The organism is Pseudomonas sp. FG98, from assembly GCF_057808595.1.
This window is the reverse complement of the sequence record NZ_JBMDIJ010000002.1, coordinates 148,153-170,187: the sequence shown is the minus strand read 5'-3', so window position 1 is coordinate 170,187 and position 22,035 is coordinate 148,153. Positions and strand designations below refer to the sequence as shown.

Here is a 22,035-nt window from a genome sequence, read left to right as displayed (position 1 = left end):
GCGGCGAAGCTGGGTTAAGATTCGCCGCTTTGAGCAACACGGCAGGAGAGCACCGACGTGGATTTGCAAAACAACAGGTCGGTAGTCCTCGATACCGAAACCACCGGTATGCCGGTGACCGACGGCCACCGGGTCATCGAGATCGGCTGCGTCGAGCTGATCGGCCGACGCCTGAGCGGGCGTCACTTCCACGTCTACCTGCAGCCGGATCGTCCGAGCGACGAAGGCGCTATTGGTGTCCACGGCATCACTGATGCCTTCCTGGTGGGCAAACCACGTTTCGCCGAGGTCGCCGACGAGTTCTTCGACTTCATCCAGGGTGCGCGCCTGGTCATCCACAACGCGGCGTTCGACGTCGGCTTCCTCAATAACGAATTCGCCCTGATCGGCCAGCAGGATCGCGCCAATCTTTCCGCGCATTGCGAGATCCTCGACACCCTGATGATGGCCCGCGAGCGTCATCCGGGTCAGCGCAACAGCCTCGATGCCCTGTGCAAACGCTATGGCATCGACAACTCCGGTCGTGATTTGCACGGCGCCTTGCTCGACTCCGAGTTGCTTGCCGATGTCTTCCTGGCGATGACCGGTGGCCAGACCAGCCTTTCGCTGGCAGGCCATGATGGTGAAGGCGAGGGCGCTGCGACCCAGGGCAGCGAGATCCGGCGCTTGCCGGCCAGCCGTCAGTCCGGGCGCATCATCCGGGCCTCGGCCGATGAACTCGAAGCCCATGTGGCGCGTCTCGAAGCCATCGCCAAGTCGGCCGGCGGACCGGCTCTCTGGCAGCAACTGACCCAGAGCAATTGAGGCATTCGCCGCGCGTGATGGCGGCGACCTTCTACCCTGAGAGGAACGGCCCGTGGGGCCTGCCGCAGGAAGAAGGTAACGCCGCTCATGTACAAGGATCTCAAGTTTCCCGTTCTGATCGTTCACCGTGACATCAAGTCCGACACCGTAGCCGGTGACCGCGTCCGCGGCATCGCCCAGGAATTGGCGCAGGATGGGTTCACCATCCTCAGTGCCATCGATTACGCCGAAGGCCGCCTGGTTGCGGCGACCCATCATGGCCTCGCCTGCATGCTGATCGCCGCCGAAGGTGCAGGGGAAAACACTCATCTGCTGCAGAACATGGTCGAGCTGATCCGCCTGGCCCGTTCCCGCGCACCCCATCTGCCGATCTTCGCCCTCGGCGAGCAAGTCACTCTCGAGAACGCCCCCGCCGACGCCATGAGCGAGCTGAACCAGTTGCGCGGCATCCTTTACCTGTTCGAAGACACCGTGCCCTTTCTTGCCCGCCAGGTAGCCCGCGCCGCGCACAATTACCTGGATGGCCTGTTGCCGCCGTTCTTCAAGGCGCTGGTCCAGCACACGGCGCAATCCAACTATTCCTGGCATACCCCGGGGCATGGAGGCGGCGTGGCCTATCGCAAGAGTCCCGTGGGCCAGGCCTTCCACCAGTTCTTCGGGGAAAACACCTTGCGTTCGGACCTGTCGGTTTCTGTGCCGGAGCTAGGTTCGCTGTTGGACCACACCGGCCCGCTGGCGGAAGCCGAAGCTCGTGCCGCGCGCAATTTTGGCGCCGACCATACCTTTTTCGTGATCAACGGCACGTCGACGGCGAACAAGATCGTCTGGCATTCGATGGTCGGTCGTGACGATCTGGTGCTGGTGGATCGCAACTGCCACAAGTCGGTGCTGCACGCGATCATCATGACCGGCGCGATTCCCCTGTACCTGTGCCCGGAGCGCAACGAACTGGGCATCATCGGCCCGATTCCCTTGAGCGAGTTCAGTCCCGAATCGATCCAGGGGAAGGTTCTCGCCAATCCCTTGACCAAGGGCCGCGAGCCGCGGGTCAAGATGGCGGTAGTGACCAACTCCACCTACGACGGCCTGTGCTACAACGCCGAACTGATCAAGCAGACCCTTGGCAGCAGTGTCGAGGTCTTGCACTTCGACGAGGCCTGGTATGCCTACGCCGCTTTCCATGAGTTCTTTGCCGGACGCTACGCCATGGGGACTTCGCGCAGCGCCGAAAGCCCGCTGGTATTCAGTACCCATTCCACCCACAAGCTGCTGGCCGCTTTCAGTCAGGCGTCGATGATCCATGTGCAGGATGGTGGCCGCCGGCAATTGGACCGCGATCGCTTCAACGAAGCCTTCATGATGCATATCTCCACCTCACCGCAATACAGCATCCTCGCGTCGCTCGATGTGTCCTCGGCGATGATGGAGGGGCCTGCGGGGCGTTCGCTGCTCCAGGAAATGTTCGACGAAGCGCTGAGTTTTCGTCGGGCCCTGGCCAATCTGCGTCAGCACCTGGATGCCGAGGACTGGTGGTTCAGCGTCTGGCAGCCGCCCCGGGTAGAGGGGATCCACCGGGTCGCCACCGAGGACTGGTTGCTTGAGCCCCAGGCGCAATGGCATGGCTTCGGTGATGTCAGCGAGGACTATGTACTGCTGGATCCGATCAAGGTGACCCTGGTCATGCCCGGGCTGGATGCCGGGGGCAGCCTCGACCGTCATGGTATCCCGGCGGCGGTGGTCAGCAAGTTTCTCTGGGAGCGCGGACTGGTGGTGGAGAAAACCGGGTTGTATTCCTTTCTGGTGCTGTTCTCCATGGGCATCACCAAGGGCAAATGGAGCACCTTGCTCACCGAGTTGCTCGAGTTCAAGCGCAACTATGACGCCAACACCGAACTGACCCAGTGCCTGCCCTGCGTTGCCGGCGAAGGGGCGCAACGCTATCGCGGCATGGGCTTGCGCGACCTCTGCGACGAACTGCACGGCTGTTATCGCAGCAATGCCACGGCCAAGCAGCTCAAGCGTCTCTATACCCGCCTGCCGGAAGTCGTGATGAAGCCTGCCGACGCTTACGACAAGCTGGTTCGTGGCGAGGTCGAGGCGGTGCCTATCGAGCAGTTGCTGGGGCGTATCGCCGCCGTGATGCTGGTGCCGTATCCACCGGGCATTCCATTGATCATGCCCGGAGAGCGTTTCACCGAAGCGACTCGCTCGATTCTGGATTACCTCGCCTTCGCCCGTGCCTTCGACACGGGCTTTCCTGGATTCGTCGCCGACGTGCACGGTTTGCAACATGAAGAAATAGATGGGGTGCGGGTCTACACCGTGGACTGCGTCAAGGAGTAGCGGACCCGAGTTGTAGCCAGGTGCTAGAATCCGCCGCTTGAATTCAGGAGGTAAGCGCGTGCGCAAAGTGGCGGTGGTAATGGCGGTACTGGCCCTGGCCGGCTGTGACAACGATGCGGAGCGGGTTCACAAGCAGGTCGCCGAGCATCTGCCGAATCCGAAGACGGCCAAGTTCGCCAATGTGCGGTTCAATACCCAGGGAGATATCTGCGGTCAGTTCCGTGGCAAGGACGACAGTGGCAGCTACCTGCCGTATCGCAGCTATGTGGCGATCAAGAACGGCGCGGACTACAACATCATCATCGACGAGACCGGCAACGATCTGCGCATCCGCGAAGTGTGCGGTGGCGCCGACCTGCAGCGGCGCGCCGACGCCATCGCCAACGATCCTGCCCCTCAGGGCTGGGATGTGGAAATCATCCAGGGGCCGAACATGGGGGCGCTCAGCGACATCACTGCGCGGCTGATCGAGAAGGGCATCCCGTCTTCGGTGACCTACCGCGATGGCAAGCCGGTGGTCCTGCTTGGTCCGTTCATGGAGAAGGCCGAGGCCGAATCCAGCAAGAACGACGTGATGGCGCGCCTGGGCACCGACTCGGTGGTGATCCAGCACGACGCTCCGCGATAAGCCCTCCAGCAACGCCTTGCCGCCGGTGCTTCGGCGTTTGTCGGGCTATGCTCATTGAGGAAGGTGTTCCATCGATGAGTGCAGCAACGGTGAGGAGGGGGCCATGTCCACGCTGGAGCGAGCCATTACAGTTGCAGCCCGTGCCCACGAAGGGCATCGGGACAAGGTAGGTGCCGCGTATATCCTGCATCCATTGCGGGTCATGCTGCGGGTTTCGACCACTGAGCAGCGAATTGTAGCGGTGCTGCACGAGGTCCTTCAGGATTCGCCGATGACCCTGTCCGACCTGGCTCGGGAAGGCTTCGCCTTGAAGATTCTCGCCGCAGTTCAGGCCTTGAGCCCGCGGGGAGGAGAAAGCGATGAGGAGTTCGTCGCAAGGATCGGCTGCGATCCACTGGCCAGGGCTGTGAAGCTGGCGGATCTGGCCGATGAGAGCGACCTGACCCGCATCGTCCTTCCCGGTCCTGCCGATATCGCCCGTTTGCAGAGGTGCCAACAGGCCAGCGCCTATCTGCAGACGCTGGCCTGACGTTGCGTAGCGCAGTTCAGCTGCAGGCCTTGAGGTCCACCGGGCCGACAAACTCGTTGCCGTGGCCCATCACGCAGGCCACCTGCTGGTTGCGCTGGCGCTCCCAGGCCTGGGCCGGATAGGTCTTGTTCCAGGCTTCATACAGCTGCCGGTCCTGCTTGGACAAGCGCAGATCGTAGTGTTTGCTCATGTAGAAATAAGTGCGCGCGATCATCCCGCGAATGGAGGGGCGCGGCATGACCTTCTTCGCCTTGAAATCCACCTGGGTCAGGCACGATCCGTATTGCCCATGCTGTTCGGGCAGCCAGCCGAAACTGAAGTTGCTGCGATCGCCGTTGACCTCGCCGATGCTGGGTACCAGGTTGTGCAGGTCGGCTTCCGCGCGCTGATAGACCGTGTCGTTGCGTGAGCAGTTCTTGCGTCCACCGCTTTGCCAGCACTGGCGCTGATGGCCGATCTGCCAGGCCGGCACAATGTGTTCCCACTCGATGCGCGAGGCACGGTTGGCATTCTTGCGCGGGACATAGCCGCAACCGGCCAGATCCACCTTGTTACCGTTGTACTTGCAACCGCAATAGAACTCCGTCGATTGGGGTGCATAAAGGCGCCACGCAACCTTCTTGGCTTCGCTGAAAGTACGGGGGGCGTCGGCGTGGGCGGTGAGGCTGAACAACAGGCAGCTGGCTGCCAATACCGTGAATCTCATCCGCGTCAGTCTTCCTTCGGCACCGTCCAGAAAATCTGCACGCCACCATCGTCGCGATGAGCGAGGGTGACGTTGTCGTTTTCTGCTATTTCCTCGAGCAGGGTCTCCCAGTCGTCCACGGACTCGTGTTCGAGGCGGAAGATCAGCGCGGCCCTGGAACGCTGGGCGGTTGGGGCGTTGATGATTTTCTGGATGCGGACGCCGAGCTGCTCATAGCTGCTGGCAGGCGTGGTAGCGGAGGAGGTGGCCACGAGAGTGTTTCCTTGTTTTGCTGTATGCGCATACAGTATTTAACTGTAGGAGTTTTCGCAACAGCTAGTCGGTTCAAAGAAGCCATGTGACCGCTCCAGCATGCTTTTGCTGCGTGGCTTGAAAAATAAATCCAACTGGTTTGCGCAAGCGCGGGGTTAGGGCGGCAAACGCTGGCCCATTGCCTAGAATCGGAAAGGCACTTTCTTCCGGGTCGGAAATCCGGAAGGTTTCCAATTAAAAGTTCGGTTTTCCGAGCGTTTGAGTGACAATTCCCGCGCCCCGGTCTCTGCAAAGAGCTTTGTCCGGTATTTGACAAAGTCGGGTTCCGTTCGCATAGTGGGGTATAGCAAACGTTTGCGATCCGATAAAAAGCATAAAATGCGGAGTGAACTACATGCATCTGCCTTCCTGTGGACGGATTCTGGCCATGGCCATGCTCACCGTCCTTCCCCTAGCTTCCGTCGTGCATGCCGGTGACCGTCCCAAGGTCGCGCTGGTCATGAAATCCCTGGCCAACGAGTTCTTCCTGACCATGGAAGATGGCGCCAAGGCCTACCAGAAAGAACACTCCGAGGATTTCGAGCTGGTATCCAATGGCATCAAGGATGAGTCCGATACCAGCGCCCAGATCCGCATCGTCGAGCAGATGATCGTCTCGAAGGTGAATGCCCTGGTGATCGCGCCAGCGGACTCCAAAGCCCTGGTTCCGGTCATCAAGCGCGCAATGGACGCGGGCATCACCGTGGTCAATATCGACAACCGCCTTGATCCTGGCGTGCTGGCAAGCAAGCAACTGAGCGTGCCTTTCGTGGGGCCGGACAATCGCAAGGGCGCTCGCCTGGTTGGGGAGTACCTGGCCGGCAAGCTGAAGGCTGGTGATGAGGTCGGCATCATCGAGGGGGTGCCGACTACCACCAACGCCCAGCAACGCACCGCCGGGTTCAAGGACGCAATGGAGGCGGCACAGATGAAGGTCGTCTCGGTGCAATCCGGCAACTGGGAGATCAACAAGGGCAATGCCGTTGCCTCCGCGATGCTCAATGAATACCCGAACCTCAAGGCGTTGCTTGCAGGCAACGACAGTATGGCCCTGGGCGCCGTATCGGCGGTGCGCTCCGCAGGCCGCAGTGGCCAGGTGCAGGTAGTGGGATACGACAACATCAAGGCCATTGCGCCGATGCTCGCCGACGGTCGTGTACTTGCCACCGCCGACCAGTACGCTGCCCGCCAGGCAGTGTTTGGCATCGAGGCGGCGTTGACGATGCTCAAGGGGGAAAAGCCCGAGGTGGATGCCGACAATGTCATCCAGACGCCCGTCGACCTGGTGACCCGCACGCCATGAGCGTGGACGTGCTGCTGACCATCAGCGGGGTTGGCAAGACCTACGCGCAGCAGGTGCTCGACGGTATCGACCTGACTCTCCGGCACGGCGAGGTGCTGGCGCTCACCGGAGAGAACGGTGCTGGCAAGAGCACCCTGTCGAAGATCATCGCTGGTCTGGAATCAGCCAGCGCGGGGAGCATGGAGTTTCGCGGACAGCCCTATCAACCGGCCAGCCGTGCTGCCGCCGAGCGCCTGGGCGTGCGCATGGTCATGCAGGAGCTGAACCTGCTGCCGACGCTCAGTGTTGCGGAAAACCTGTTTCTCCATCATCTGCCTGGCCGCTTCGGCTGGATCGATCGCCAGCGTCTGCGTGAGCAGGCCAGGGAGGCCATGGTGCGGATGGGGCTGGACGCCATCGATCCGGACACGCTGGTGGCTGATCTGGGTATCGGGCATCAACAAATGGTCGAGATCGCTCGCAACCTGATCGGCGACTGCCATCTGCTGATTCTCGATGAGCCGACCGCCATGCTCACCGAGCGCGAGGTGGAGTTGCTGTTCGCCCAGGTCGAGCTGCTGCGCCAACGTGGTGTCGCGATCGTCTACATCTCGCATCGGCTCGAAGAGCTCAAGCGTGTGGCGCAACGGATCGCGGTGTTGCGTGATGGTCGTTTGGTCTGTGTCGATCCGATCCAGCGCTACAGCAGCGAAGAACTGGTCAGGCTGATGGTTGGGCGGGAGCTGGGTGAGCATCTCGATGCGCAGGAGAGGCGTATCGGCGAACCTTTGTTGCGGGTCAGCGGCCTTGGGCGCAGCGACAAGGTCATCGATGTTTCCTTCGAAGTATGTGCTGGCGAAATCTTCGGGTTGTGTGGCCTGGTGGGGGCAGGGCGTACCGAGCTGTTACGCCTGATCTACGGTGCCGACACTGCCGATCAGGGTACGGTGGAGTTGGGGCAGCCATTGCGGGTCTGCCGGATCGACTCGCCGATGGCGGCGGTGCGCCAGGGCCTTGCGCTGATCAGCGAAGACCGCAAAGGCGAGGGCTTGCTGCTGAGCGAGTCGATCAGCGCGAACCTGGTCCTGGGCAATCTCGAGGCGGTGTCCCGAGCGGGAGTGCTGGATCGCGCTGCCGAGCAGGCGCTGGCCGAGCGTCGTATCGACGCCTTGCGCATCCGTAGCGCAGGGCCGGGACAGTCGGTTGGCGAACTGTCGGGTGGTAACCAGCAGAAAGTGGTGATCGGTCGCTGGCTCGAGCGTGACTGTACGGTGCTGTTGTTCGACGAACCAACCCGAGGCATCGATGTCGGCGCCAAGCTGGATATCTATGCTTTGCTTGCCGAGCTGGCGAGTCAGGGCAAGGCGTTGCTGGTGGTGTCCAGTGATCTGCGTGAGTTGATGCTGATCTGTGATCGCATCGGTGTGATTTCCGCGGGGCGTCTGGTCGACACCTTCGAGCGGGGCGGCTGGAGCCAGGGTGAGCTCCTTGATGCGGCCTTTTCCGGCTATCAGAAACGTGAAGCGCTGCTGTCCGACGCAGCGTTCGGAAGCCTTCAATGAAAATATCTTCTCCGGGTACCGCGCTCGGCAGCAAGCGCAGCGCTGGCCAGCTCTCGCTGGGTACCTATCTCGGGCTGTCCGCTGCCTTGCTGGGCATGGTGGTGCTGTTTTCCCTGCTCAGCAGTCATTTCCTGTCGTACGCCACCTTCAGCACCTTGGCCAACCAGATTCCCGATCTGATGGTCCTGGCGGTTGGCATGACCTTCGTGCTGATCATCGGTGGTATCGATCTGTCCGTCGGTTCGGTATTGGCCCTGGCGGGCTCGGTAGTGAGCGTGGCCATGCTTGGCTGGGGCTGGAGTGTATTGCCTGCGGCCCTGTTGGGCATGGGCTGCGCTGCGCTGGTCGGTAGCCTGACCGGGTCCATTACCGTGGCCTGGCGTATTCCCTCCTTCATTGTTTCCCTGGGCGTGCTGGAAATTGCCCGGGGCGCCGCCTATCAACTGACCGACTCGCGCACAGCCTACATTGGCGACGCTCTGGCATGGCTATCCGAGCCTTTTGCCATGGGTGTTTCGCCGTCCTTTCTGATTGCGCTGGCGGTAGTCGTACTGGCTCAACTGGTGCTCGGGCGCACGGTCTTCGGGCGTTACCTGATCGGTATAGGCACCAACGAAGAGGCGGTGCGCCTGGCCGGGGTCGATCCGCGACCCTACAGGATCCTCGTGTTCTCCCTGATGGGCTTGCTCGCCGGATTGGCAGCACTGTTCCAGATTTCACGTCTGGAAGCGGCGGATCCCAATGCCGGCTCCGGCCTGGAGCTGCAGGTCATCGCGGCCGTGGTGATCGGTGGTACCAGTCTGATGGGAGGGCGGGGTTCGGTCGTCAGTACCTTCTTCGGCGTACTGATCATCTCGGTGCTGGCGGCGGGCCTGGCACAGATCGGGGCTTCCGAGCCTACCAAGCGCATCATCACTGGAGCGGTCATCGTGATCGCCGTGATTCTCGACACCTATCGCAGTCGGCGTACCGGCCGGCGGAATTGAAAGCATGGCAACCATAAAAGACGTAGCGGCGCTGGCCGGCATTTCCTACACCACCGTTTCCCACGTGCTGAACAAGACCCGGCCGGTCAGCGAGCCTGTGCGGTTGAAGGTCGAGGCAGCCATCGCTCAGCTCGATTACGTGCCCAGTGCCGTGGCGCGCTCGCTCAAGGCGCGCAGTACCGCGACCATCGGCCTGCTGGTGCCCAATAGCGTCAATCCCTATTTTGCCGAGCTGGCCCGGGGTATCGAGGATGCCTGCGAACGCAATGGCTACTGCGTGATCCTGTGCAACTCCGACGACAACCCGCAAAAGCAGCGCAGTTACCTGCGGGTGCTCCTGGAAAAGCGCATCGACGGCCTGATCGTCGCCTCGGTGGGTGAGGATCGTGACCTGCTCGACAGCCTGTCCAGCGTACGTACCCCGATGGTCATTCTCGATCGTGCACTGGAGGGTGTGGATGCCGATCTTGTGCGTATCGACCATGAACAGGGCGCGTATCTGGCTACCCGGCACCTTCTTGACCTTGGGCATGTGGACATCGCCTGTATCAACGGACCGGCAGATACCAGTGTGGCAAAGATGCGCCTTGCCGGTTTCCAGCGTGCGTTGGTCGAGGCTGGCGTGACGCTGCGCGAGGGGCGGGTGATAAACAGCGACTTCACCAGTCTTGGTGGTTACGGTGTGGCGGCCCAATTGCTCGGCCGCAATCGCCCTACGGCAATCTTTGCCGGCAACGACATGATTGGTATGGGCGTATTGCGTGCGGCCGCCGAGCGACATATCACGGTGCCGGGCGAGTTGTCGGTGATCGGCTTCGACGATATCCAGATGTGCCAATACGTCTACCCGGCGCTGACCACTGTCGGGCAATCCATTCGCGATCTTGGCGAGATGGCGACATCGATGTTGCTGCGACGTATCAGTGGTGCTGAAGCATTGCCGACAGAGCAGCGGATCGTTGCGCCGAAGATCGTCTTGCGCGAGTCCACCGGGCGCAGCCCGGACCTGTTCGCTGAAGAGAGGTAGGGGCGCATGCAAGGCAGGGTAGTGGTAGTCGGTAGCCTCAATATGGATCTGGTTGCTCGGGCCGAACGTCTGCCGCGGGCAGGGGAGACGCTGGCCGGAACGACCTTCGACACCGTTCCTGGGGGCAAGGGGGCAAACCAGGCGGTCGCGGCAGCACGGATGGGAGCGCAGGTGGCGATGGTCGGCTGCGTCGGCGATGATGCCTACGGTCAGCAATTGCGTGATGGTTTGTCCGCCGAGGGCATCGATTGTACGGCGGTGGAGGTGATTGCCGGTGTGTCCAGTGGTGTGGCGCTGATTGTGGTGGATGCCGCGAGTCAGAACACCATTGTCATTGTCGCTGGCAGCAACGGCTACCTTCTGCCTGGCTCGATAGAGCGTTTCGATGCGTTGTTGCAGAGCGCCAATGTGGTTGTCTGCCAGATGGAGGTCCCGACACAGACGGTGGCATTCACCCTTGCCCGGGCACGGGAGCTGGGCAAGACGGTGATTCTCAATCCCGCTCCGGTCAGTGGGCCGTTACCCGTGGAGTGGCTCGCCAATATCGACTACCTGATTCCCAATGAAAGTGAACTGGCGGCTTTGACCGGTCTGCCGGTGTGGGATCTGTCCTCGGCGCGTTCTGCCGCCCGGCAGTTACAGGGCTTTGGGGTGGAGCGGGTAATCGTCACTTTGGGGGCGCAGGGGGCCTTGCTGGTCGATGTCCAGGGTGATGAGCACTTCACCGTACCGGTCGTGCAGTCGGTAGATACAACGGCCGCCGGCGATACCTTCGTTGGCGCTTTCGCCGCAGCCCTGGCCAGGGGATGCACTGAGCGCGAGGCAATCAGCTTCGGTCAGCGTGCAGCTGCGATTTCGGTCACTCGTGCGGGGGCGCAACCGTCGATTCCCCGGTTGGCTGAGCTCGGCTTGTGATGTCGTGTGAGGGGGCGTTGACGGGGTCGTGGCGATAACGCTCGAAGACCTGATCGATAAAGGTGCGAGCGGCGTCGCTACCCATCTCCTTGACCAGCAGGTCGATTGCGATAAGGGTCAGTTCTTCCGCTGTTCCGGGGCTGTAGGCGCTCTGGCCTTCAGGCCATTTCACCTTGATGTCGGCGTCGATGCTGTGGCTGGTCATGGTGCTCTCGCGGTGACTCGTTTTATTGAAGGTGAACGGCCGGTTCGTCAGTTGTTCGACAGCGGTTGGCAAGGCCTGGGCGCTGCGTTTCCAGTTTAACCATCCCCCGCGCGAGGCGGCTCTGCGACTTAGGCATAAGGGCGCCGGCGTGGCAAACTATCGGTATTTTCATCGGCAGGGCCGCAGCATGAATATCGACCTCAACGACCCGCAGCAATTTACCCTCGAACAGGTTCGCCAACTGCTTGCCAATGGCAATGGCATGAAACACAACCAGCTACGCGTCAGCCGACAGGGGCTGGCCTGGTTGTCCGAGGTCGTTGGTGGCGCCCAACTCGATGGTGTGCTGTTTCGCCTGGAAACCTGGGCTGCCGGCTCTGGTTGTGTCGGCATCGCGGCCGCAGAGGATGAGCGCTGGGTTCGCCAGGTATTCAAGGTCCTGCAGGATAATTGGCCAAAGCCTTCGAGCGACTATATTGATCTTTACTGAGTCATTCGGCGCAAAATCCAGACACTATTGTCATTTCCCCTGGAGAGACGACTCGGGCAGACTGGCGCCCTTTTTTGCAACAACTGGCATGAAATGCTGTCGGATCGAACAGCATTCAGTATCCCTAAGGAGGATTCATGTTTCCCATGCGTGCATCACTGGTGAGCCTGCTGGCCGCCGTCGTTCTGGTTGGTTGCAGTAGCGGTGGCAGTGGGTCGAAAACGTCTGAGCCTGTGGTTTCCGCAAACCCTGACAGTCGTTGCGAAGCTAGCAGTGCCGAGTTTGCAGTCGGCAAGGCGGCGTCCGCCGATTTGCTGGAGCAGGCGCGCAAGGCGAGTGGGGCGCAGTTGGCTCGTATTCTGAAACCAACCGATGCGATTACCCTGGAGTATCGTTCCGAGCGTCTGAATCTGCATGCTGACGACAAGGGCGTTGTCAGCCGGGTCAATTGCGGTTGATCAACGAATTCCAGGCATAAAAAAACCCGTCGCGAGCGACGGGTTTTTTATTCGCCAGAGAACTTACTCTGGGCGAACTTGTGCAGCCTGCATGCCTTTTTGGCCTTTCTCAGCCACGAAGGATACGGTCTGGCCTTCTTTCAAGGATTTGAACCCGTCGGATTCGATGGCCTTGAAGTGTACGAACAGGTCGTCACCGCCACCTTGAGGAGTGATGAAGCCGTAGCCTTTCTCATCGTTGAACCATTTGACGGTGCCGGTTTGGCGATTGGACATGGGGTGTATCTCCAGGAAACTTGATTTTCGGTAGTGCGGTGTCGCCGAGAGCCAACAGGATGCACCGGGACATCATAGTCTAATTATTCGGATGTGGTGGCTTTTAGCTTCATCGAATGCTGACCTGGCGCAAGAATCAGCCGGGTCAGCTTATTTTTTGGGTGCGCAGGCGGCCTTGACCGCAGTCTCGGCTCGCGCCCTCAGGGAAGCATCGATCTCGGTCCTGCTGTCCAGTTTTTCGATTTCCTGGGTGGTGAAGTTCTTCTCGAGGGCGTTCGCGCCGCATTTGCAGTGCTCGTCGGCTTTGCTGGCGCTGACGCCCTGTCCAGTGGCGACCTGCACGCATTGATCCATGTATTCGCCTTTCTTGCCTGCGGGCCATGGACCGGCGGTGGCGGCCAGGGGCAGTAGCAGGCATCCGGCGGCGGTCAGTGTGAGAAGGGAATGAAGTCGCATAACCGTGCACTCCTTGGGTTGTCGGTCTCATGGAAGAGTAGGACGCTTCAGTGACTCTGATCGGTAAAAAATCGCGGGAGTTCACTCGGCGGTCCTTTTTCCAAATATTTCCGCTTGTCACCGCTCTCGCACGTCGCAGGCGCCAATCCGTGTGCTAGCATGCTTGGCTCGGTTTCGCTGGACCTCTGTTCCGTGCGTTTCCGTTCTTACTTATTTCTGTTCCAGTCACTCTGGTTCGTTCCCTGGCAGGCATTCGACTTCTGCCACTGTGAGGCAGGCTTTTCGAGAGAAAAGACAGGGGCGAATCGCGTACTGGCTCATCCCAACCCACGTGACCTTTGGTAGGGGTCACCACTAGGAGAGGAGGCGCCATGCCCGTAATTACTCTTCCCGATGGCAGTCAACGTACGTTCGACAAGGCGGTTACCGTCGCCGAGGTCGCCGCATCCATTGGTGCAGGCCTGGCCAAGGCTACGCTGGCCGGCAAGGTCGATGGCAAGCTGGTCGATGCTTGCGACCTGATCGAACACGACGCCCGTCTGCAAATCATTACGCCCAAGGACGAAGAGGGGCTGGAAATCATTCGTCACTCCTGCGCGCACCTTGTCGGTCACGCTGTGAAGCAACTGTACCCGACCGCGAAAATGGTCATCGGTCCGGTCATTGACGAAGGCTTCTACTACGACATCGCCTACGAGCGTCCTTTCACGCCTGAAGACATGGCGGCGATCGAGCAGCGCATGCAGCAGCTGATCGACAAGGACTACGATGTCATCAAGAAGGTCACCCCGCGTGCCGAGGTGATCGACGTGTTCACGGCCCGTGGCGAAGACTACAAGCTGCGCCTGGTCGAGGACATGCCTGATGAGCAGGCGATGGGCCTGTACTACCACGAAGAATATGTCGACATGTGCCGCGGTCCGCACGTGCCGAACACTCGCTTCCTCAAGTCGTTCAAGCTGACCAAGCTGTCTGGCGCCTACTGGCGTGGCGATGCCAAGAACGAGCAGTTGCAGCGCGTCTATGGCACCGCCTGGGCCGACAAGAAGCAGTTGGCAGCTTATATCCAGCGTATCGAAGAGGCCGAAAAGCGCGATCACCGCAAGATCGGCAAGCGTCTCGGCCTGTTCCACCTCCAGGAAGAAGCGCCGGGCATGGTGTTCTGGCACCCGAACGGCTGGACCCTGTACCAGGTGCTGGAGCAGTACATGCGCCAGGTGCAGCGCGACAACGGCTACCTGGAGATCAAGACTCCGCAGGTGGTCGATCGTACCCTGTGGGAAAAGTCCGGGCACTGGGCCAACTACGCCGACAACATGTTCACCACTCAGTCGGAAAACCGCGACTACGCGATCAAACCGATGAACTGCCCGTGCCACGTGCAGGTGTTCAACCAGGGTCTGAAAAGCTACCGCGAGCTGCCGCTGCGTCTGGCCGAGTTCGGTGCTTGCCACCGCAACGAAGCATCCGGCGCGCTGCACGGCATCATGCGTGTGCGCGGTTTCACCCAGGATGACGCACACATCTTCTGCACCGAAGACCAGATGCAATCCGAGTCGGCTGCATTCATCAAGCTGACCATGGACGTGTACTCCGACTTCGGTTTCCAGGATATCCAGCTCAAGCTGTCCACTCGTCCGGAAAAACGTGTCGGCTCCGACGAGCTGTGGGATCGTGCCGAGGCCGCGCTGGCCGCTGCACTGGACAACGCTGGCCTGGCGTATGACCTGCAGCCGGGCGAGGGTGCTTTCTACGGTCCGAAGATCGAGTTCTCGTTGAAGGACTGCCTGGGTCGCGTATGGCAATGCGGTACCCTGCAGCTGGACTTCAACCTGCCGATCCGCCTTGGTGCCGAGTACGTTTCCGAAGACAACGGTCGCAAGCACCCAGTGATGCTGCACCGTGCCATTCTCGGTTCGTTCGAGCGTTTCGTCGGAATTCTGATCGAGCACTACGAAGGTGCATTCCCGGCCTGGCTGGCGCCAACCCAGGCGGTGGTCATGAATATCACCGACAAACAGGCCGAATTCGCCCTTCAGGTGGAAAAAACCCTGGCCAATAGCGGATTCCGTGCCAAGTCTGACTTGAGAAATGAAAAGATCGGCTTTAAAATCCGCGAGCATACCTTGCTCAAGGTTCCCTATCTCTTGGTTATTGGAGATCGGGAAGTCGAAACGCAAACTGTCGCTGTGCGTACCCGTGAAGGTGCTGACCTGGGCTCCATGCCCGTCGCCCAGTTCGCGGACTTGCTTGCGCAAGCGGTTTCCCGGCGTGGTCGCCAAGATTCGGAGTAATTACCATTAAGCGTGATATGAGACAGGATAAACGAACTGCACCGAAGGCCCCGATCAACGAGAATATCTCGGCCCGCGAGGTTCGGTTAATTGGCGCTGACGGCGAGCAGATTGGCATCGTCTCGATTGATGAAGCGCTTCGTATCGCTGATGAAGCGAAGCTGGATCTGGTAGAAATTTCTGCTGACGCTGTACCTCCTGTGTGCCGGGTCATGGACTACGGCAAGAGCCTCTTCGAGAAGAAGAAGCAGCAGGCTGCGGCGAAGAAGAACCAGAAGCAGATCCAGATCAAAGAAATCAAGTTTCGTCCAGGGACGGAAGAAGGGGATTACCAGGTAAAACTACGCAACCTGGTACGTTTCCTTAATGATGGGGACAAGGCCAAGATCTCTCTGAGATTCCGCGGCCGTGAGATGGCTCACCAGGAGCTGGGCATGGAGCTGTTGAAGCGGGTCGAAGCCGACCTCGCTGAATACGGCACCGTTGAGCAGCATCCGAAGATGGAAGGACGCCAGCTTATGATGGTCATCGCCCCCAAGAAAAAGAAGTAACCACCAGGGCACGGCAGGCCTTGCGGTTATGTTTATCCACTGAATGCGGAGTATCCGAACATGCCAAAAATGAAAACCAAAAGCGGTGCCGCGAAGCGTTTCCTGAAAACCGCTTCCGGCTTCAAGCACAAGCACGCTTTCAAGAGCCACATCCTGACCAAAATGTCGACCAAGCGTAAGCGTCAACTGCGTGGTAGCAGCCTGCTGCACCCGTCGGACGTTGCAAAAGTCGAGCGCATGCTGCGCGTACGTTAATTTCGGTCAAAGATAGAGGAAGTAACTCATGGCTCGTGTAAAGCGTGGCGTCATCGCTCGTAAGCGTCACAAGAAAATTCTGAAACTGGCTAAAGGCTACTACGGCGCGCGTTCCCGCGTATTCCGTGTTGCCAAGCAAGCGGTCATCAAGGCAGGCCAATACGCCTACCGCGACCGTCGTCAGAAAAAACGTCAGTTCCGCGCTCTGTGGATCGCCCGTATCAACGCTGGTGCTCGCAACAACGGTCTGTCCTACAGCCGTCTGATCGCTGGTCTGAAAAAGGCGTCCATCGAGATCGACCGTAAGGTTCTGGCTGATCTGGCAGTGAACGAAAAAGCGGCGTTTGCTGCGATTGTCGAGAAAGCTAAAGCCGTCCTGGCTTAAGTACCCACGACAATCATTCGCCGTCGAATTCGGCGGCGAATGTTAAACGTCATAAATAGGGGAAGAGCCTGTAAGCTCTTCCCCTATTTCGTATCTGGAGTCTGTACATGGAAAACCTGGATGCGCTGGTCTCACAAGCCCTGGAAGCTGTGGAGCGCGCTGAAGACATCAATGCCCTGGAGCAGATCCGGGTTCAATTCCTTGGCAAGAAAGGCGAACTGACCCAGGTGATGAAGACCCTGGGCAACCTGCCAGCCGATGAGCGTCCGAAAGTCGGTGCGCTGATCAACGACGCCAAGGAACGCGTCACCGAAGTGCTCAATGCGCGCAAGACCGCCTTCGAAGAGGCTGAGCTCAGCGCTCGCCTGGCGGCCGAATGCATTGACGTGACCTTGCCGGGCCGTGGCCAGACTTCCGGTGGTCTGCACCCGATCACCCGTACCCTCGAACGCATCGAACAGTTCTTCACCCATATCGGCTATGGCATTGCCGAAGGCCCAGAGGTCGAAGACGACTATCACAACTTCGAAGCGCTCAACATTCCCGGCCATCACCCGGCTCGGGCAATGCACGACACCTTCTATTTCAATGCGAACATGCTGCTGCGCACCCACACCTCGCCGGTGCAGGTGCGGACCATGGAGTCCTCGCAGCCGCCGATCCGTATTGTCTGCCCAGGTCGCGTCTACCGTTGCGACTCGGACCTGACCCACTCGCCGATGTTCCACCAGGTCGAAGGCCTGCTGGTCGATCGCGACATCAATTTTGCCGACCTCAAAGGCACCATCGAAGAGTTCCTCCGGGTGTTCTTCGAGAAAGAACTGGCGGTACGTTTCCGTCCATCGTTCTTCCCCTTCACCGAGCCTTCGGCTGAAGTCGATATCCAGTGTGTGATGTGCAGTGGCAAAGGCTGCCGCGTCTGCAAGCAGACCGGCTGGCTGGAAGTCATGGGCTGCGGCATGGTCCATCCAAACGTGCTGCGCATGTCCGGTATCGACCCCGAAGAGTTCTCGGGCTTCGCTTTCGGCATGGGGGCTGAGCGCCTGGCCATGCTGCGTTACGGCGTCAATGATTTGCGCCTGTTCTTCGACAACGATTTGCGGTTCCTCGCGCAATTTCGCTAGTCGCGCACCCGTAACGAATCTTTAGGAGAGCAGGATGAAATTTAGTGAAAAGTGGCTGCGCGGTTGGGTCAATCCGCAGGTTTCCCGTGACGAGCTGGTAGCCCGTCTGTCGATGGCAGGTCTTGAGGTCGACAGCGTGACCCCGGCCGCCGGCCAATTCAGCGGTATCGTGGTGGGTGAGGTGCTGAGCACTGAACAGCACCCCGACGCCGACAAGCTGCGCGTTTGCCAGGTGAGCAACGGCAGCGAGACTTTCCAGGTCGTCTGCGGTGCACCTAACGTGCGTCCGGGCCTGAAAATCCCGTTCGCCATGATCGGCGCCGAACTGCCGGGCGACTTCAAGATCAAGAAGGCCAAGTTGCGCGGTGTCGAATCCAACGGCATGCTCTGCTCGGCCTCCGAACTGCAGATCAGCGACGATAACGACGGCCTGCTGGAACTGGCTGCCGACGCACCGGTTGGCAAGGATATCCGCGAGTATCTGGATCTGGACGACGCCAGCATTGAAGTCGACCTGACCCCGAACCGTGGCGACTGCCTGTCCCTGGCCGGTCTGGCCCGTGAAGTCGGCGCCCTGTATGCCGCTCCGGTCAGCCGCCCGGGAGTGCCTGCGGTCAATGCCGTGCATGACGAAGTGCGTCCGGTCGAGGTACTGGCTCCTGCTGCCTGCCCGCGTTACCTGGGCCGGGTCATCCGCAATGTCGATCTGTCGCGTCCGACCCCGCTGTGGATGGTCGAGCGCCTGCGTCGCGCCGACGTACGCAGCATCGATGCCGCGGTCGATATCACCAACTACGTGATGCTCGAGCTGGGCCAGCCGCTGCACGCCTTCGATCTTGCCGAAATCAACGGCGGCATCCGCGTGCGTATGGCGGAAGAGGGCGAGAAGCTCGTCCTGCTGGACGGCCAGGAAGTCACCCTGCGTGCCGACACCCTGGTCATCGCCGACCACAGCCGCGCCCTGGCTATCGCCGGCGTGATGGGTGGCGAGCACAGCGGAGTGTCCGCCACTACTCGCGACATCTTCCTGGAAAGCGCCTTCTTCGAGCCGATCTCCGTCGCTGGCAAGGCCCGTTCCTACGGCCTGCACACCGATGCCTCGCACCGCTACGAGCGTGGTGTCGATTCGCAACTGGCCCGTGAAGCCATGGAGCGCGCCACCGGCCTGCTGCTGGAGATCGTTGGCGGCGAAGCCGGTCCGGTGATCGAAGCCCTCAGCGCGCAGCATCTGCCGCAGATTGCGCCGATCACTCTGCGCGCCGAGCGCATCACCCAGATGCTGGGTATGGAAATGGCCGTAGCCGAGGTCGAGCAACTGCTCAATGCCCTGGGCCTGAAAACCACCGCCGGCGAAGGCCAATGGCAGGTGGAAGTGCCAAGCCATCGCTTCGATATCAGCCTCGAGGTCGACCTGATCGAAGAGCTGGGTCGCCTGTACGGCTACAACCGCCTGCCGGTCCGTTACCCGCAAGCACGTCTGGCTCCTCAGGCATGTGCCGAAGCTCGCGGTGAGCTGCCGTCGCTGCGTCGTCTGCTGGTCGCCCGTGGCTACCAGGAAGCGATCACCTACAGCTTCATCGATCCGAAACTGTTCGAACTGTTCACCCCAGGCGTTGAGCCGCTGCTGCTGGCCAACCCGATCTCCAGCGACATGGCCGCCATGCGCGCGTCCCTGTGGCCGGGCCTGGTCAAGGCGTTGCAGCACAACCTCAATCGTCAGCAGGATCGCGTGCGCCTGTTCGAAAGCGGTCTGCGCTTCGTCGGCCAACTGGAGGGTCTGCAACAGCAGCCCATGCTGGCTGGCGTGGTTTGCGGTAGTCGTCTGCCAGAGGGCTGGGCCAACGGTCGCGACGGCATCGACTTCTTCGATGTCAAGGCGGATGTCGAGGCGCTGCTGAATTCGTCCGGTTCGCTGAACGAATTCACCTTCGTCGCCGGCAAGCACCCGGCGTTGCACCCGGGCCAGACTGCACGTATCGAGCGCAATGGTCGTGAAGTCGGTTTCCTCGGTGCACTGCATCCGGAACTGGCCAAGACCCTTGGTCTGGACCGCAGTGTGTTCCTCTTCGAGTTGGTGCTGGGTGAAGTGGTGGAAGGGCGTCTGCCGAAGTTCCACGAGCTGTCCAAGTTCCCGGAAGTTCGTCGCGACCTGGCGTTGATTGCCGGCCGTGATGTTGCTTCAAGTTCTGTGCTTGAAGTAATTCGTGAGAATGCAGGCGAATGGCTCACGGACCTCAGGCTGTTTGACGTCTACCAGGGTAAAGGTATTGATCCTGATAGAAAAAGCCTGGCGGTCGGCTTGACCTGGCAACATCCATCGCGCACTCTTAACGACGATGAGGTGAATGCCACGACCCAAAACATCCTCACCTCGCTCGAACAAAGGTTGAACACCACGTTAAGGAAATAGCGTATGGGTGCTCTGACGAAAGCTGAGATGGCAGAACGGCTGTACGAGGAGCTGGGCCTGAACAAGCGTGAGGCCAAAGAACTGGTCGAACTGTTCTTTGAGGAAATCAGGCACGCTCTTGAAGACAACGAGCAGGTCAAATTGTCCGGTTTCGGCAATTTTGACCTGCGCGACAAGCGCCAGCGTCCGGGACGCAACCCGAAAACCGGGGAAGAAATCCCGATCACGGCACGCCGCGTCGTCACCTTTCGTCCAGGGCAGAAACTGAAGGCCCGGGTTGAGGCTTATGCTGGAACCAAGCCATAACGACGAACTCCCGCCTATTCCGGGAAAACGTTACTTCACCATCGGTGAGGTCAGTGAGCTCTGTGCGGTAAAACCGCACGTGCTCCGTTATTGGGAGCAGGAGTTCCCGCAACTCAACCCGGTCAAGCGCCGCGGAAACCGTCGGTATTATCAGCGCCAGGATGTGCTGATGATTCGTCAGATCCGCGCCTTGCTGTACGACCAGGGCTTCACCATTGGCGGTGCGCGTCTGCGTCTGTCCAGTGATGAGGCCAAGGACGATACCACCCAGTACAAACAACTGATTCGGCAGATGATTACCGAACTGGAAGATGTGCTGGTAGTTCTGAAGAAATGACCTGAGGCAGATTTTGATAGGGTTGTGAAAATAATCCTTCCAAAATTCAAAAGCTTAAGGTAGATTCCTCATCGTTCTCAGCAACACCGAGAATGCAGTCGGGGCGTAGCGCAGCCCGGTAGCGCACTTGCATGGGGTGCAAGGGGTCGAGTGTTCGAATCACTCCGTCCCGACCAAAAATCCCCAAAAATCCAGTCACTCGACGGTGATTGGATTTTTTATTCGATGTTGATTCAGTGGGGCGTATACCTTCACATTTGAATTCAGATTCGGATACACAGCAACAAATGCGGGAATAGCTCAGTTGGTAGAGCACGACCTTGCCAAGGTCGGGGTCGCGAGTTCGAGTCTCGTTTCCCGCTCCAAATTAAGATCAAAGGACCTTCGGGTCCTTTTTTCGTTTCTGCAATCCTCCCGCAAGGCATTGATTTCGATGGGTTGATCGGTCAGGGTGAGGCCTATCGCCAAAGGTCCTGCACCCATGCTGATAGACGAAGAACTCACCCTGAAGAAACTCGAGATATTCCTTTCCTTCATGCGCTGCGGAAACCTCGGACGTGCCGCCGAAGCCTTGTCCACCAGCACGGTCAGCGTGCACCGGGCCATCCACTCCCTGGAAAGTGCGCTGCGCTGCCCATTGTTCAAGCAGGCGGGCCGACAGCTCATCCCGCTGGAAAGCGCCTATGTCCTGGAGAAGAAAGCCCGCCAGCTGATCCAGGATGCCGAGCAGATGGTGCGCCAGACCCGCGAAGCGGCGGGGTTCTACGCTGACCGGTTCAAGCTGGGCTCGCTGTATTCGCTGACCGTCAAGACCGTCCCCAAGCTGGTCATGGGCCTAAAACTGCGGCGCAGCGAGTTGACCATCGATCTGTCCCTCGGCTCGAACGTCGACCTGCTGGGGCGCCTGAAGAACCATGAACTCGACGCCATCCTGATATCGCTGGACGAGAGCATCAACGACCCGCTCTTCGAGCATCTGCCGCTGTGCTCCGACGATATCTTCCTTGCCACCCCGGTCGATTCGCCCTTTGCCGAGCAGCCTGAAGTGGACCTTGCCGATCTGGTGGAGGCGACGTTCATCAGCCTGACCCAAGGCTTCGCCACCCATCGCGACAGCATCCGGGTTTTTCAGCAAGCGGGCTTCGAACCGAAAGTGGCCATGCAAGTGCATGACATTTTCACCCTGCTGAGCATGGTGAGCTCGGGCGTGGGTTACGCGCTGTTGCCAGGAAGGGTGTCCGCCGTGTACGAGAACCGGGTCAAGCTGATTCCCCTGCAAGCGCGCTATCGCCTGCAGCAGCATATTGGCGTGGTTTTTCTCAAGGCCCGGGAGCGTGAACCGAATCTGCTGGCCTTGCTGGCGGAGTGCCGGATGTACAAGGAGCGGGGGTGATGCCCCCCGCTCGCGACCTCTA

General features: G+C 60.0%; 25 protein-coding genes and 2 tRNA genes. 22 read left to right on the top strand and 5 right to left on the bottom strand.

From position 1 onward, the window contains the following. Nucleotides 1–57 precede the first annotated feature (57 nt). The 4 genes from dnaQ to ACODSK_RS02375 all read left to right on the top strand — a co-directional run bounded on the left by dnaQ (nt 58) and on the right by ACODSK_RS02375 (nt 4,304). On the top strand, nt 58–804 hold the full coding sequence (dnaQ, locus tag ACODSK_RS02390) for a DNA polymerase III subunit epsilon (RefSeq protein WP_489013598.1): 747 nt from the start codon (nt 58–60) through the stop codon (nt 802–804). Between the two features lie 87 nt (nt 805–891). Then, entirely contained in the window at nt 892–3,147 is a 2,256-nt protein-coding gene (locus ACODSK_RS02385; protein WP_489013597.1) for an Orn/Lys/Arg family decarboxylase, read from the top strand. A gap of 58 nt (nt 3,148–3,205) precedes the next feature. Continuing rightward, on the top strand, nt 3,206–3,775 hold the full coding sequence (locus tag ACODSK_RS02380) for an SPOR domain-containing protein (RefSeq protein WP_489013595.1): 570 nt from the start codon (nt 3,206–3,208) through the stop codon (nt 3,773–3,775). 103 nt (nt 3,776–3,878) lie between these two features. Further along, the gene (locus tag ACODSK_RS02375; protein WP_489013593.1) at nt 3,879–4,304 is read left to right on the top strand and encodes a GTP pyrophosphokinase; all 426 of its coding nucleotides are present in this window, start codon (nt 3,879–3,881) and stop codon (nt 4,302–4,304) included. Between the two features lie 16 nt (nt 4,305–4,320). Here the strand turns inward: ACODSK_RS02375 and ACODSK_RS02370 are convergent, their stop codons facing one another. After that, nucleotides 4,321–5,010, bottom strand: coding sequence for an endonuclease (locus ACODSK_RS02370; RefSeq protein WP_489013591.1), 690 nt, complete (start codon nt 5,008–5,010; stop codon nt 4,321–4,323). A gap of 5 nt (nt 5,011–5,015) precedes the next feature. Next, nucleotides 5,016–5,261: a DUF1654 domain-containing protein gene (locus ACODSK_RS02365; protein ID WP_489013589.1), complete on the bottom strand. Its 246-nt coding sequence runs from the start codon at nt 5,259–5,261 to the stop codon at nt 5,016–5,018. A 395-nt stretch (nt 5,262–5,656) separates the two neighbouring features. Here ACODSK_RS02365 and ACODSK_RS02360 point away from each other — a divergent pair, with 395 nt between their 5' ends. The 5 genes from ACODSK_RS02360 to rbsK are packed head-to-tail and all read left to right on the top strand — an operon-like array spanning nt 5,657 to nt 11,073. Next, the gene (locus ACODSK_RS02360; RefSeq protein ID WP_489013588.1) at nt 5,657–6,604 is read left to right on the top strand and encodes a sugar ABC transporter substrate-binding protein; all 948 of its coding nucleotides are present in this window, start codon (nt 5,657–5,659) and stop codon (nt 6,602–6,604) included. Further along, entirely contained in the window at nt 6,601–8,145 is a 1,545-nt protein-coding gene (locus ACODSK_RS02355) for a sugar ABC transporter ATP-binding protein (RefSeq protein ID WP_489013586.1), read from the top strand. Before ACODSK_RS02360 ends, ACODSK_RS02355 begins: the two co-directional genes overlap by 4 nt. Continuing rightward, nucleotides 8,142–9,131 (top strand): ABC transporter permease, encoded by a 990-nt coding sequence (locus ACODSK_RS02350; protein WP_489013584.1) that lies wholly within the window; start codon nt 8,142–8,144, stop codon nt 9,129–9,131. The genes ACODSK_RS02355 and ACODSK_RS02350 overlap by 4 nt, the downstream gene beginning before the upstream one ends. Nucleotides 9,132–9,135: 4 nt before the next feature. Then, entirely contained in the window at nt 9,136–10,158 is a 1,023-nt protein-coding gene (locus ACODSK_RS02345; protein ID WP_489013583.1) for a LacI family DNA-binding transcriptional regulator, read from the top strand. A gap of 6 nt (nt 10,159–10,164) precedes the next feature. Further along, nucleotides 10,165–11,073, top strand: a complete 909-nt coding sequence (gene rbsK, locus ACODSK_RS02340; RefSeq protein WP_489013581.1) for a ribokinase — start codon at nt 10,165–10,167, stop codon at nt 11,071–11,073. On the opposite strand, the gene ACODSK_RS02335 is transcribed toward rbsK, so the two are convergent. Then, nucleotides 11,018–11,278 carry a hypothetical protein gene (locus tag ACODSK_RS02335; protein WP_489013579.1) on the bottom strand — a complete coding sequence of 87 codons (261 nt, stop codon included), beginning with the start codon at nt 11,276–11,278 and terminating at the stop codon, nt 11,018–11,020. The two genes, rbsK and ACODSK_RS02335, sit on opposite strands and share 56 nt — an antisense overlap. Before the next feature lie 187 nt (nt 11,279–11,465). On the opposite strand from ACODSK_RS02335, the gene ACODSK_RS02330 reads away from it, so the two are divergent. Together ACODSK_RS02330 and ACODSK_RS02325 are read left to right on the top strand one after the other, a co-directional pair. Beyond that, on the top strand, nt 11,466–11,768 hold the full coding sequence (locus ACODSK_RS02330) for a hypothetical protein (protein WP_489013577.1): 303 nt from the start codon (nt 11,466–11,468) through the stop codon (nt 11,766–11,768). Between the two features lie 137 nt (nt 11,769–11,905). Then, nucleotides 11,906–12,226: an I78 family peptidase inhibitor gene (locus ACODSK_RS02325; protein WP_489013575.1), complete on the top strand. Its 321-nt coding sequence runs from the start codon at nt 11,906–11,908 to the stop codon at nt 12,224–12,226. Nucleotides 12,227–12,289: 63 nt separating this feature from the next. On the opposite strand, the gene ACODSK_RS02320 is transcribed toward ACODSK_RS02325, so the two are convergent. Both ACODSK_RS02320 and ACODSK_RS02315 read right to left on the bottom strand, forming a co-directional pair. Beyond that, entirely contained in the window at nt 12,290–12,502 is a 213-nt protein-coding gene (locus ACODSK_RS02320) for a cold-shock protein (RefSeq protein ID WP_042126302.1), read from the bottom strand. A 150-nt stretch (nt 12,503–12,652) separates the two neighbouring features. Next, entirely contained in the window at nt 12,653–12,958 is a 306-nt protein-coding gene (locus ACODSK_RS02315) for a hypothetical protein (RefSeq protein ID WP_489013573.1), read from the bottom strand. 371 nt (nt 12,959–13,329) lie between these two features. Between ACODSK_RS02315 and thrS the strand changes: the two genes are divergently transcribed. The 11 genes from thrS (at nt 13,330) to ACODSK_RS02260 (ending at nt 22,013) form a co-directional block, all read left to right on the top strand. After that, the gene (thrS, locus tag ACODSK_RS02310; protein ID WP_489013572.1) at nt 13,330–15,252 is read left to right on the top strand and encodes a threonine--tRNA ligase; all 1,923 of its coding nucleotides are present in this window, start codon (nt 13,330–13,332) and stop codon (nt 15,250–15,252) included. Beyond that, entirely contained in the window at nt 15,252–15,803 is a 552-nt protein-coding gene (gene infC, locus ACODSK_RS02305; protein ID WP_489013748.1) for a translation initiation factor IF-3, read from the top strand. The genes thrS and infC overlap by 1 nt, the downstream gene beginning before the upstream one ends. Before the next feature lie 60 nt (nt 15,804–15,863). After that, nucleotides 15,864–16,058, top strand: coding sequence for a 50S ribosomal protein L35 (gene rpmI / locus ACODSK_RS02300; protein WP_009394045.1), 195 nt, complete (start codon nt 15,864–15,866; stop codon nt 16,056–16,058). 28 nt (nt 16,059–16,086) lie between these two features. After that, nucleotides 16,087–16,443: a 50S ribosomal protein L20 gene (gene rplT / locus ACODSK_RS02295; protein WP_009394046.1), complete on the top strand. Its 357-nt coding sequence runs from the start codon at nt 16,087–16,089 to the stop codon at nt 16,441–16,443. A 107-nt stretch (nt 16,444–16,550) separates the two neighbouring features. Continuing rightward, nucleotides 16,551–17,567 (top strand): phenylalanine--tRNA ligase subunit alpha, encoded by a 1,017-nt coding sequence (gene pheS / locus ACODSK_RS02290; RefSeq protein ID WP_330075375.1) that lies wholly within the window; start codon nt 16,551–16,553, stop codon nt 17,565–17,567. 34 nt (nt 17,568–17,601) lie between these two features. Then, entirely contained in the window at nt 17,602–19,977 is a 2,376-nt protein-coding gene (pheT, locus tag ACODSK_RS02285) for a phenylalanine--tRNA ligase subunit beta (RefSeq protein WP_489013570.1), read from the top strand. Between the two features lie 3 nt (nt 19,978–19,980). Next, complete coding sequence (gene ihfA / locus ACODSK_RS02280; protein ID WP_009394049.1) at nt 19,981–20,283, top strand: integration host factor subunit alpha; 303 nt, start codon at nt 19,981–19,983, stop codon at nt 20,281–20,283. Next, nucleotides 20,264–20,620, top strand: a complete 357-nt coding sequence (locus ACODSK_RS02275; RefSeq protein ID WP_151926229.1) for a MerR family transcriptional regulator — start codon at nt 20,264–20,266, stop codon at nt 20,618–20,620. Before ihfA ends, ACODSK_RS02275 begins: the two co-directional genes overlap by 20 nt. A gap of 99 nt (nt 20,621–20,719) precedes the next feature. Continuing rightward, nucleotides 20,720–20,796 (top strand) — tRNA-Pro (locus ACODSK_RS02270). 113 nt (nt 20,797–20,909) lie between these two features. Further along, nucleotides 20,910–20,985 (top strand) — tRNA-Gly (locus ACODSK_RS02265). A gap of 116 nt (nt 20,986–21,101) precedes the next feature. Then, the gene (locus ACODSK_RS02260) at nt 21,102–22,013 is read left to right on the top strand and encodes a LysR family transcriptional regulator (RefSeq protein ID WP_489013568.1); all 912 of its coding nucleotides are present in this window, start codon (nt 21,102–21,104) and stop codon (nt 22,011–22,013) included. The last annotated feature ends 22 nt before the right edge of the window (nt 22,014–22,035 follow it).